Origin of the sequence: Actinomadura sp. NPDC048032 (assembly GCF_040653175.1) — a bacterium.
GTDB lineage: Bacteria > Actinomycetota > Actinomycetes > Streptosporangiales > Streptosporangiaceae > Spirillospora > Spirillospora verrucosospora.
The window spans coordinates 1-11,671 of the sequence record NZ_JBEZJP010000024.1 but is presented as its reverse complement, the minus strand read 5'-3'; the positions used below and the strand labels follow the sequence as shown (position 1 = coordinate 11,671).

At 72.4% G+C, this 11,671-nt stretch carries 11 protein-coding genes; 9 read left to right on the top strand and 2 right to left on the bottom strand.

The window, feature by feature from the left end; all coding sequences use genetic code 11:
* Window positions 1-106: 106 nt before the first annotated feature.
* From AB0C69_RS05780 to AB0C69_RS05750, 7 genes are all read left to right on the top strand, one after another.
* The gene (locus AB0C69_RS05780) at window positions 107-829 is read left to right on the top strand and encodes a helix-turn-helix domain-containing protein (RefSeq protein ID WP_360350251.1); all 723 of its coding nucleotides are present in this window, start codon (window positions 107-109) and stop codon (window positions 827-829) included.
* Window positions 830-1,271: 442 nt separating this feature from the next.
* Window positions 1,272-1,898 carry a sigma-70 family RNA polymerase sigma factor gene (locus tag AB0C69_RS05775; RefSeq protein WP_345173316.1) on the top strand — a complete coding sequence of 209 codons (627 nt, stop codon included), beginning with the start codon at window positions 1,272-1,274 and terminating at the stop codon, window positions 1,896-1,898.
* Between the two features lie 117 nt (window positions 1,899-2,015).
* Complete coding sequence (locus tag AB0C69_RS05770; protein WP_360350247.1) at window positions 2,016-2,390, top strand: SSI family serine proteinase inhibitor; 375 nt, start codon at window positions 2,016-2,018, stop codon at window positions 2,388-2,390.
* A 116-nt stretch (window positions 2,391-2,506) separates the two neighbouring features.
* The gene (locus tag AB0C69_RS05765) at window positions 2,507-2,929 is read left to right on the top strand and encodes a CBS domain-containing protein (protein ID WP_179844153.1); all 423 of its coding nucleotides are present in this window, start codon (window positions 2,507-2,509) and stop codon (window positions 2,927-2,929) included.
* A gap of 80 nt (window positions 2,930-3,009) precedes the next feature.
* Complete coding sequence (locus AB0C69_RS05760) at window positions 3,010-3,825, top strand: ANTAR domain-containing protein (protein WP_360350243.1); 816 nt, start codon at window positions 3,010-3,012, stop codon at window positions 3,823-3,825.
* A 112-nt stretch (window positions 3,826-3,937) separates the two neighbouring features.
* Window positions 3,938-5,896, top strand: coding sequence for a SpoIIE family protein phosphatase (locus AB0C69_RS05755; RefSeq protein WP_345173312.1), 1,959 nt, complete (start codon window positions 3,938-3,940; stop codon window positions 5,894-5,896).
* A gap of 51 nt (window positions 5,897-5,947) precedes the next feature.
* On the top strand, window positions 5,948-6,454 hold the full coding sequence (locus tag AB0C69_RS05750) for a DUF6328 family protein (RefSeq protein ID WP_360350239.1): 507 nt from the start codon (window positions 5,948-5,950) through the stop codon (window positions 6,452-6,454).
* Between the two features lie 79 nt (window positions 6,455-6,533).
* Here AB0C69_RS05750 and AB0C69_RS05745 read toward each other — a convergent pair whose 3' ends face one another.
* Both AB0C69_RS05745 and proS read right to left on the bottom strand, forming a co-directional pair.
* Entirely contained in the window at window positions 6,534-6,980 is a 447-nt protein-coding gene (locus tag AB0C69_RS05745) for a hypothetical protein (RefSeq protein ID WP_360350236.1), read from the bottom strand.
* A 203-nt stretch (window positions 6,981-7,183) separates the two neighbouring features.
* The gene (proS, locus tag AB0C69_RS05740) at window positions 7,184-8,632 is read right to left on the bottom strand and encodes a proline--tRNA ligase (protein ID WP_360350233.1); all 1,449 of its coding nucleotides are present in this window, start codon (window positions 8,630-8,632) and stop codon (window positions 7,184-7,186) included.
* Window positions 8,633-8,690: 58 nt separating this feature from the next.
* Between proS and AB0C69_RS05735 the strand changes: the two genes are divergently transcribed.
* Both AB0C69_RS05735 and AB0C69_RS05730 read left to right on the top strand, forming a co-directional pair.
* Entirely contained in the window at window positions 8,691-10,385 is a 1,695-nt protein-coding gene (locus AB0C69_RS05735) for a proline--tRNA ligase (RefSeq protein WP_360350230.1), read from the top strand.
* Window positions 10,386-10,504: 119 nt separating this feature from the next.
* Window positions 10,505-11,671 (top strand): ATP-binding cassette domain-containing protein (locus AB0C69_RS05730; RefSeq protein WP_360350227.1); only part of this gene is annotated, 1,167 nt, incomplete at its 3' end.

The window sequence follows — 11,671 nt, the reverse complement described above, 5'->3', positions numbered from 1 at the left end:
GATCCGCCGAATCCCCCCGGGTGAGCACTCACTCATCACCGTCGGCCCGTGCTAACGTCCAGCGGGGAAGCGAGGTGCAGGCGGGTTGGCTACACGGACGGAGCCCATGCGGGACCGGATCCTGGCCGCGGCGGTCACGGTGATCCAGACGCGCGGGATCGTGGCCGCGACGACCAAGGAGATCGCGCGCACCGCGGGCGTGTCCGAGGGCAGTCTCTACAACCACTTCGCGAACAAGACCGCGCTGTTCGCGGCGGCCCTGGCCGAGGTGACCGGGACCGCGCGCACCGCGATGACCGGGCTCGCCGGATCGGTCGGGCAGAACACGGTGGAGGAGAACCTCACCCGCCTGGCGGCGGAGATGGTCCGCTTCTACGGCGAGCTGCTGCCGATGACCGGGCCCGTCCTGGCCGACCCGGAGCTGATCGCGTGGCTGCGGAGCGACGGCCCCGGAAAGGCGCAGCAGGAGGCCGCCGCCAGGTCGCGCGCCCGGCCCAGGAGCGACCGCAGCGGCGAGGCGCCGCCTCCCGGGGCGCCCGGCGGGCCCCCGGCAGGGCCGCCGGGCGGTCCGGCGGCAGGCCCGGTGATGGGCCACGCGGCCCTCATCGGCTACCTGGAGGCCGAACGGAAGGCCGGACGGCTGACGGACGGCGCGCCCCTGCCGTTCATCGCCGCGGCCCTGCTGGGAGGCTGCCAGCAGCACGCCTTCCTGACCCGCCTCGCGGGCGCGGAAAGCGTGGCGGCGGGCGCCGGGCTCCCGGCCGCGCCTGCGGAGTTCGCGGCCCAGCTGGTCCGGGCCGTTCTGGCGGGCCACCTCGCCGCGCCCTGACCTGACATAAGCCGCCAGGGCACGCCCGCTCGACCGAGCGCCTCCGAGGCCGCCGCGTGGGCAGCCGAGGTTCGGGCTCCATACCGGCGGATCAGCACCACTTTGACCAAGAAACGACTCGATGTGACGGAGGCCACGCGGATCCTGGCAACCTTTTGGCTCGTTCCATGCGTCTTACATGGCAGGAAGACCCACCGGCGGATGGAAGCGCTCGATCGGGCAAGGCCCGCGACGTCCCGACTACGGGGTCGCTCTGGCACAGCCGAAGCGCCGAACCCTCGGCCCACCCTCCATGCGAGGCCGAGGCCACACCGAACCCGCCGGGAACGGTGGCACGTACCACTTGACGGGGGGCGATCAATCCGCCCGGCCCGCGCGTGCCCCCGACCACGCGCCAGGCAACCGTCCCCTCTCACGGGGGGCACAACCACGGGGAGCGACGATGACCGCTGTCACCACGCCCGTCCATCGCACCACCAAGGGCGACAACGGCCGCAACGCCGACCGCACCGCGACGTCCGACGACGCGCGCCGCTACGAGCGCGACGTCCTGCCCCTCGCGGACCCGCTCTACCTCAGCGCCGTGCGCATGACCCGCAACAGCGCCGACGCCGAGGACCTCGTCCAGGAGACGCTGGCCAAGGCCTACGTGAACTTCCACCAGTTCCAGGAAGGCACGAACCTCAAGGCGTGGCTGCACCGCATCCTCACCAACAACTTCATCAACACCTACCGCAAGAAGCAGCGCGAGCCCCAGCGCGCCGGCTCCGAGGAGCTGGAGGAGTGGCAGATCGCGCAGGCCGAGGCGCACGCGTCCGGCTTCCGCTCCGCCGAGTCCGAAGCCCTCGACCGCATCCCCGACTCCCAGGTGGTCGCCGCCCTGCGCGCCCTCCCCAAGGACTTCCGGGACGCCGTCTACCTCGCCGACGTCGAGGGCTACCCCTACAAGGAGATCGCCGACATGATGGGCACCCCCATCGGCACCGTCATGTCCCGCCTCCACCGCGGACGCAAGCAGCTCCGCGACTCCCTCGCCGATCACCGTGCCGCCCACACGCTGGCCGCCTAGTCAGTAAACGTTGACCCCGTCGCTGCATTTCAGCGGCGGGGTCGTTCATTCTCCTGCACGATCTGTTATCGGTCGGCTACTTTGTGCGATGTCCCTTCGGTGCGTTGGGAGTCGCTCATGCCGAACCTTTTCAGTGCGGTCGTCGTGGGGGCGGTGGTCGCCCTCGTGCCCGTCGCGCCCTCCCGGGCGGAGACGTCGTTGCGGCTGTCCGTCACGCATCCGGGCGGCAGTACGTCCGGGAGCAGGACGGTCACGCTGCGTTGCGGTCCGCCGGGGGGCGAGCACCCCGAGGCGGCACGGGCCTGCCTGGAGCTGGAGGGGGCGGACGGGCGGTTCGAGCACCGGCCGGACGGGCGGATGTGCACCGCCGTCCACGCGCCCGTGGTCGCCCGCGCCGAAGGACGGTGGAAGGGCAGAGCCGTCCGTTTCCAGGCCGAATACGGGAACGACTGCGCCATGCTGTCGCGCACCGGAACGGTGTTCGCCTTCTGACCCCGTGCAGGTCCGCGGCCGATTCGCAAACCGTCCGAATAGGGCCGCCGACCGTGGGTAGGGCGCGCACACACGGGCCGCGCGAGGCGTCGGCTATTCGGGAGGATGTGCGCTCTATGTCATCAAGGGTCAGCGACGTGATGACGGCGGCGCCCCAGTCTTTGCCGCTCGACGCGACGCTCTACGAGGCGGCTCGCATCATGCGGGACGAGGGCATCGGCGACGTGCTGGTCACCTACGCGGGACGCCTGTGCGGCCTGGTGACCGACCGTGACATCGTGATCCGGGCGGTGGCCGAGAGCCGCGACACCTCGCTCACCCCGCTCGGCGACGTGTGCACGGCCGAGCTGACCACCGTCCACCCCGAGGACGACACCGACACGGTGGCGCGGCTCATGAGCGAGCACGCCGTCCGGCGCCTGCCGGTCGTCGACGCCGAGCACCACCCCGTCGGGATCGTGTGCATCGGCGACCTGGCCCTGGCGAACGGCGATTCCGGCCCGCTGCCCGAGATCAGCAAGGCGCCGCCGAACAACTAGGACTCCCCATGAGGCACCAGGGCCGCCCGGCCGAGCAGGGCCCGCCTGCGCATCCCCCGGGGCAGGCTACTCTCGGGAAGGTGACGCCCACCGAAACGGTCCTGACGGACCAGCTCGCGCTGGAGATCGCCCGGCTGGGCATGGTCGGGGAGTCGTCCGACGTGGGCACCCTGCACCGCGTGACCGAGCTCGCGGCGCGCGCCGTGCCCGGATGCGCCGGCGCCGCGAGCGTGCGCTGGTCGCTGCCGAGCGCGTACGGCGGCGTCGGCTCCACGGTCGTCATCCCCGACCGCACGAGCGGCATGCCGGACATGCCGCTGCGGGACGAGCGCGACGCCGCGGAGGAGAACCGGCCCGAACCGCTGGCCGCCGCGGCCAGCCATCCCGACCTCGCCGAGGTCACCGACCGGCAGCTTTCCCGCGGGCACGGGCCGCTGTTCGACGTGGTGGCCGACCGCCGCGCGCTGACCTCCGACGACATCCTCGCCGAGACCCGCTGGCCCGAGGCCATGTCGGACATGCTGCGCCGCGGGGTGCGCTGCTTCACCACGTCCCCGCACCTGAACCCCCCGGTCCTCGTCACGCTCACCCTGTACGGGGTGACGCCGAAGGCGCTCGGGCCCGAGCGGCACGCGATCGCGTCCCTGCTGGTGGCGCAGGGCACCGCGGCCTTCTCGAACAGCCGCCAGTACGACGACGTGCACCGCACCGCCGTCCAGCTCCAGGCGGCCGTCGAGGCGCGTGCGGTGGTCGACCAGGCCAAGGGAATCCTCATGCACGCGCTCGGTTGCGATGCCGACGAGGCATTCGCCGAGATGCGTCGCATCTCACAGACGCGCCACGTGAAGCTCACCGCGCTGGCCCAGCGTATCGTCGGTCATCAGGGCCTGCCTTAGGTGCGGGCGGGGAGCATAGGCTGCGGGAAGCGGCCCCGTAGAACGGTGCCCGGCCCGGTACGGGCGGGAGCCGCCCTGGTCCACCGTGGTGACGCGGACGAAAGGAGACCAGATGCACGATCGGCCTGACCAGCTCGAGCCCGAGTCCCTCCTGCGGGAGATCTCGGATCTCGAAGGACGCATCGGCGAGCTGCGCCAGGCCGCCGGCGTGCCCGAGCCCGACCTGCGCGCCACGCTGGACGCGGCGCTGGTCGAGCTGGAGCTGGCGCTGACCGTGCTGCGGACGATGGGCGGCGAGCAGTCCGGCGAGCCGGGAGGGTCGGCCGCCGCGGAGAACGAGCGGCGCGTGCTGCGCACGGTCTTCCAGGACGCCCCCGTTCCGCTGTTCCTGCTCGACCGGACGACGAACGTCCGCCGCGTCAACCGGCAGGCGGCCATGCTGCTCGGCACGTCGGCGGGATACGTGTCGGGCAAGCAGTTCACGGCCTTCTGCGACATGGCGACCCGGGCGGCGGTCCGGTCGCAGCTCGCGGCGGCTATCCGGACGGGGCAGCGGCGCCGCGTCAGCGTCCGGTTCCTCGGCCGCGACCACCCGATCGACGCCGTGCTGACGGTGGCGCGGGTGTGGATCCGCGGCGAACCCGACCCGATGGTCGTGGTGGCCGCCGGGCCGACGACCACCCCCGCCGACGACGGCGGGCCCGCGGCGTCCAAGGTCCAGGCGGCGGGCACCGCGCGGGTGCGGGCCGCCGACGGCGGGCAGGGCGACGACGAGGCCGTGGCCACGATCGTGCACCGGATGGACGTCCTCGCCACCGCCAGCGAGCTGCTGCTGGACGAGCCGGTCTTCAACGAGACGGTGGCCGTCCGGCGCTGCGCCCGGCTGCTGGCCGCCGAGCTGGCCGACTGGGCGTTCATCGACCTGACCGGCCCCGGGACCGGCGGCCCGCCGGCGGGCGCGGCGCCCGTGCTGCGCCGCCAGGTCGTGATGGGCCCGGAGGACGAGCGGTCCGTCGAGGCCGCGAGGATGCTCGAAGAGGTGGACCCCGCCGAGGACACGCTCCCCCACGACGTGTTCGTCACCCGGCAGAGCGCGCTGCGCCCCCACGTGGAGAACCTCGACGTGCTCGGCATGTGCCCGGACGGGCTGCCGGTCTGCGGCAAGATCGGCGTGACGTCGGTGCTCAGCGTCCCCATCGAGGACGGCGAGCGCGCCATCGGCACGATCACGCTGGCGGCCAGCGGCGAGTACGGCCCGTTCGACCTCATGGACCTCGGGGTCGTGCAGCGGCTCGGCCGCTACCTCGCCCTGGTGATCCGGGCCGCGCGGCTCTACCGGCGCCGCGCCGAGGTGGCCGACACGCTGCAGGCCGGGCTGCTGCCGAAGACGCTCCCGTCCATCCCGGGCGTGAGCGTGGCCGCCCGGTACCTGACGTCCACGCACGGCTCGGAGGTCGGCGGCGACTTCTACGACGTGTTCCGCACCGAGAACGGGTGGGGGCTCGTCCTCGGCGACGTGTGCGGCAAGGGCGAGGACGCGGCGGCCGTGACGTCGACCGCGCGGCACTGCGTCCGGCTCGCGTCGCGGTGGAAGGCCCGTCCCGGCGACGTGCTCGCGACCGTGAACGAGGCCCTGATGGACGAGGACCGGTTCGTCACCGCCGTGATGGCGAGCCTGACGCTGGAGACCGAGCGGATCATCGTGTCGCTCGGCACCGCGGGCCACCCGCCGGCGATCGTCGTCCGCGCCGACGGGGTGATCAGGTCGGCGTCGCGCGGCGGCGTCCCGCTCGGCCTGTTCGAGGACTTCGAGGCCGGGCTCGACACGATCGACCTGTCCGTCGGCGACACGCTGATCCTGCATTCGGACGGGGTCCTGGAGGCGTGCGACATGGCGCGGCAGGAGTTCGGCCAGGAGCGGCTGCTGGAGGCGCTCGCCGGGCACGCCGGGAAGCCGCCGGAGGAGATGCTCGCCGGAGTGGAGCGGGCGCTGCTCGACTACTGCGACGGCGACCTGCGCGACGACGTGTCCATGCTCGCTCTGCGGGTGGAGCCGCCGACGCTCGGCTAGAACGTTTCAGCGGCGCGACTGACGGGCGTTTTGCCGGGGTAAACGGCATCCATGAGCGTCGACCCCTCGCGCAAGCCCCGCAACGAGACCGAGCACGAACGGCTGGACCGGCAGCTGATGGAACTCCTCCAGGGGTTCCGGGTGGCGACCACGGGCGTGCAGGTGCTGTTCGCGTTCCTGCTGACCGTCCCGTTCTCGGCGGGCTTCGACGCGAAGGTCGGCGAGACGGGCAGGGCGCTCTTCTACGTCTCGCTGTTCGGGGCGGGGCTCGCGTCGGTCTGCTTCATCGCCCCGGTCATCCAGCACCGGATCCTTTTCCGGCTCGGGCAGAAGGCGCTGCTGATCCGGCGCGCGAACCGGTTCGGGATCGCCGGGGCCTTCGCGCTGGGCGTCTCGATGACCGCCGCGACCACGCTGGTCGTCCAGGCACTGTCGGAGAAGGCCGCCGCAACCGTCGCCACGGTCGTGGTCGCGGTGCTCCTGTGCGGGTGGGCGTGGTTCGTCCAGCCGTACCTGACGCGGCGGCGCGCGGAAGCCCGCGCGCCGAAGGACGCCTGACCCGCCGCCGGGCGGGCGAGCCCGATCAGGAGCCCCCGGAGCGTGCGGCGCACGCTCCGAGGACCCCGGGTTCCGGCCGTCAGCCGGATGACGCCCCGGTCGACGGCAGTTCCAAGTGCAGGCAGTCGATGGAGTAGAGCTTCCCGACCCTGCAGTCGGCGGGGTTCCGCCCGTCGACCAGCCTTGTGAAGGTGCGCTCGCGGCTCTTCACGACCACGTAGCGATGCGAGCGGATCACCTGCCGGTAGGACCGCCCGTTCTCGTCCTTGACGACGAACGAGCAACCCGGCTGTACACGGTGCTCGATGATGACACCGTCGTTCGGGGTCCCGGTCCCAGGGGTGCTCCAACTCCGCACCTCTGCCCCGTTCTGGCAGATTCCCCAGTCCTTCACCATGACCGGGAGTGCGGCATTGCTCACCTTGAGGGCCAGGGCCAGGCTGCCGGCGGCCAGCGCGACGGCGCACACGAGCGCGAGCAGGCCGATGAGTACGGCCTCCAGGCGATGGCGAATGGAGAGGTGCATGACAAGCTCCTCGGATTGGTTGAGGTCTGCTCTGCGGTCAGTCGGCCGCAGCAGTACTGACCGTCATGGCATCTCTCCGCGTAGCAAGACCGAAAGCATTTCGAATTGCCACAGGCTGGGCGGAAGCCCCACAACGCCGCAGGGCGGGCCCGTCCACGACGGGCCCGCCCTGATGGGGCCGCGGAAGGCGGCCGGATGCGTGCTCAGTAGGCGCGGCCGAAGATGACGCGCTTGCCGTAGGCGGACGGGCGGCCGCACTTCACGCAGACGCCGGTCTCCTCGGGCGCGTCGGTGGGGATGACGCGCGGGGTCGCGGCGGTCTCGGCCTTGATGTCGTCCTCGCAGGCGGTGTCGCCGCAGTGGAACGCGCGGGCCCAGCCGGTGGCGACCTGCGCGGCGAACGCGTCCCAGCCGTCCACGACGGCGGTGTTGTCGTCGCGGAACTTCTCGGCCCTGGCCAGCAGGAACGACTGGAAGTCGGCGAGCATCCCGGGCAGCACCTCGGGCACCTTGTCGAGCGGGATGGGCTCCTTGCCCTGCCCCTCGACGGTCGGGAGCCGCCGGACGACGGTGGCGACGCCGTTCTCGATGTCGCGCTTGCCCAGCTCGATGCGGATCGGGACGCCGCGCATCTCCCACTCGTTGAACTTGAAGCCGGGCGACAGCTGCGGGCGGTTGTCGTCGACGTGCACCCGGATGCCCATCGACTTGATCGCCGCGCCGAGCCGGCGGGCCTCGGCGGCGGCCTGCTCGCCCTGCTCCTTGCGGCCGATCGGGACGATCACGACCTGGTAGGGCGCGAGCCGGGGCGGCATCACGAGGCCCTTGTCGTCCCCGTGCGTCATGATCACGCCGCCGATCATGCGGGTGCTCATGCCCCAGGACGTCGTGTGGGCGAGGGTGAGCCTGCCCTCCTCGTCCTGGTACTGGATCTCGAAGGCCTTGGCGAAGTTCGTGCCGAGGTAGTGGGACGTGCCGGCCTGCAGGGCCCGGCCGTCGCGCATCATCGCCTCGATCGTGTAGGTGCGGACGGCTCCGGCGAACCGCTCGCCGGGCGTCTTCTCCCCCGCCACGACAGGGATCGCCGCCAGGTCCCGCGCGACGCTCGCGTAGGCGTCGAGCGCCCACATCGTCTCGCGCATGGCGTCGCCCTCGTCGGCGTGCGCGGTGTGGCCCTCCTGCCAGAGGAACTCGGTGGTGCGCAGGAACATCCGGGGACGCATCTCCCAGCGGACGACGTTCGCCCACTGGTTCAGCAGCAGCGGCAGGTCGCGGTGCGAGTCGATCCACTTGGCCATGTACTCGCCGATGACCGTCTCGGAGGTCGGCCGCACGATCAGCGGCTCCTCCAGGTCCTTGCCGCCGGCGTGCGTGACGACCGCCAGCTCCGGGGAGAAGCCCTCGACGTGCTCGGCCTCGCGCTTGAGGTAGGACTCCGGGATGAACATCGGGAAGCAGGCGTTGTCGTGCCCGGCCTCCTTGATGCGCCGGTCCAGGTCGGCCTGGAGCAGCTCCCACACCCGGTAACCGTACGGGCGGATGACCATCGTGCCGCGAACCGGTCCGCGGTCGACGAGCTGGGCCTGCACCACCAGCTCGTTGTACCAGGCGGAGAAATCCTCGCTCTGCGGCGTCACACCTTCTCGACTCACGGCCACAAGGGTACTGACCACAGGCCATTAGTCAGGTCACCTTCGCTACCCTCGCACGATGCGCTGGTCCCAGATGTTCGTGCCCACGCTGCGAGAGGACCCCGCCGAGGCCGACGCGCCGAGCCACCGGCTGCTGCTGCGGGCGGGGTACGTCCGGCAGCTCACGGCGGGCCACTACTCGCTGCTGCCGCTGGCCGTCCGCGTCCGAACGAAGATCATTCAGATCGTCCGCGCGGAGATGGACGCGATCGGCGCGCAGGAGATGCTGCTGCCGGCGATGCACCCGGCCGAGCCGTGGCGGCGGTCCGGCCGCTGGGACCTGATCGGCGCGGAGCTGTTCCGGCTGCGCGACCGGCGCGGCGCCGAGCACGCCCTCGGCCTGACGCACGAGGAGATCTTCGCGACGGTCGCCCGCGAGCTGGACTCCTACCGGCGGCTGCCGCAGCAGTGGTACCAGTTCCAGACGAAGTTCCGGGACGAGCCGCGCCCCAAGGGCGGGCTGCTGCGGACCCGCGAGTTCACGATGAAGGACGCCTACAGCTTCGACGTCGACCGCGCCGGGCTGGACGCCTCGTTCGAGGCCTACCTCGGCGCCTACGCGCGGATCTTCGAGCGGCTCGGCCTGCGGGCGCTGGCGTGCGAGGCGTCCAACGGCGCCATGGGCGGCTCGGACTCCACCGAGTTCATGTGCCCGGCGCCGGTGGGCGAGGACGTCGTCGTCCGCTGCCCGGCCTGCGGGTACGCGGCGAACGTCGAGCGCGCGACGTCGGCGCTGCCCGCCGCGCAGGACGGCCCGGGGCCGGACGCGCCGGAGCGCTTCGACACGCCGGGCGTCCGCACGATCGACGACCTGCTGGAGTACGGCGCGCCCGCCGACCGGCAGATCAAGACGCTCGTGTACGTCCTGGACGGCGCGCCGACCCTCGTCCTGCTGCGCGGCGACCACCCGCTCAACGAGCAGAAGCTCGTGGACGCGACGGGCGCCGCCGACCTCCGGGCGGCCGAGCCCGCCGAGATCCGGGAGGCCCTCGGCGCGCTGCCCGGCAGCCTCGGCGCGGTCGGCGCGCCGCTCCCGGTGATCGCGGACGAGGCGCTGCGCGGCCGCCGCGACATGTTCACCGGCGCCAACGCCGACGACGTCCACCTGCGCGGCGTCGACGTCGGCCGCGACATCGAGGTCGGCGCCTGGGCGGACCTGCGCGAGGTCGCGGAGGGAGAGCCCTGCGCGCGGTGCGGCGGACCGCTGGAGGCCCTGCGGGCGATCGAGGTCGGGCACGTCTTCAAGCTGGGCGACCGCTACTCCCGCGCGCTGGGCGTCGAGGTGCTGGACGCCGGCGGCCGCTCCGTCCCGGTGGTCATGGGGAGCTACGGGATCGGGATCGAGCGGGCGATGGCCGTGATCGTCGAGACCCACCACGACGAGCGCGGGATCGTGTGGCCGGTGGCGGTCGCGCCCTTCCAGGTCGCCGTCGTGACCGCCCAGTCCGACGACGCCGACGTGGCCGCGGCGGCGGAGGAGGTCTACGCGGGCCTGGCGGCCGCGGGCGTCGAGGTGGTGATCGACGACCGCGCCGAGCGCGTCGGAGTGAAGTTCCGGGACGTGGAGCTGACCGGCATCCCCTTCCGCGTGACCGTGGGGCGGCGCGGCCTGGCCGAGGGCGCCGCCGAGGTCACCGAGCGCGCCACCGGCGACACGTCCAAGATCCCTTTCGACTCCGTGGTCGACCACGTCCGGTCGCTGCTCGTGCCGTGAGTCGCCCAGAACGGTAGGGCCGACTTCGCATGGCGAAGCCGGCCGGCCACGCCTTGGTCAGCGCACGGGACGGTTAAATGGATTGACGGTCCGGGGCGGGCTTCTCGACACTCGGCCTCATGGGACACGTCGAAGTGGGCCACGTCGGCCATGTGCTGCCGGACGGCCGGATGCTGCTCGACGACGTCTCCTTCCGCGTCGGCGACGGTGTCACGGCCGCCCTGGTGGGCCCGAACGGCGCGGGCAAGACGACGCTCCTGCGCCTGATCGCGGGCGACCTGGCGCCGCAGTCCGGGACCGTCGCGCACAGCGGCGGGGTCGGCGTCATGCGCCAGTTCATCGGCAGCGTGCGGGACGGGTCGAACGTGCACGACCTCCTGCTGTCGCTGGCGCCGCCCCGGGTGCGGGAGGCGGCGGCCGCGGTGGAGGCGGCCGAGCTGGTGATGATGGAGCGCGACGACGAGCCCGCCCAGCTCCGCTACGCCACGGCCCTCGCGGGCTGGGGCGACGCGGGGGGCTACGAGGCCGAGGTGCTCTGGGACGCGTGCTGCGTCGCGGCCCTCGGCGTCTCCTACGACTCGTGCCGGTGGCGCGAGGTCCGCACGCTGTCGGGCGGCGAGCAGAAGCGGCTCGCGCTCGAAGCCCTGCTCCGCGGCCCCGACGAGGTCCTTCTCCTGGACGAGCCCGACAACTACCTTGACGTCCCGGGCAAGCGGTGGCTGGAGGAGCGGCTACGGGAGACGCCGAAGACCGTCCTGCTGGTGTCGCACGACCGGGAGCTGCTCGACCGCTCCGCCGACCGGATCGTCACCGTCGAGGCGTCCCGGGTGTGGATCCACGGCGGCGGGTTCTCCACCTACGCCGCCGCGCGCCGCGACCGCAACGAGCGCCTGGAGGAGCTGCGACGCCGCTGGGACGAGGAGCACGCCAAGCTGAAGGAGCTGGTCAACACCCTGCGGACCAAGGCCACGGTGAACGACGGTTTCGCGTCCCGCTACCGGGCGGCGCAGACCCGGCTGCGCAAGTTCGAGGAGGCCGGGCCGCCGGAGGTCCCGCCCCGCGACCAGAACCTGAAGATGCGCCTGCGCGGCGGCAGGACGGGCAAGCGCGCGGTGGTCTGCGAGAACCTCGAACTGACGGGCCTGATGAAGCCGTTCGACACCGAGGTCTGGTACGGCGAGCGCGTCGCCGTGCTGGGCTCGAACGGCTCCGGGAAGTCGCATTTCCTGCGGCTTCTCGCGGCCGTCGCCGAGGCGCTCCCGCGCGGCGCGACTCCGGTGAGGCCC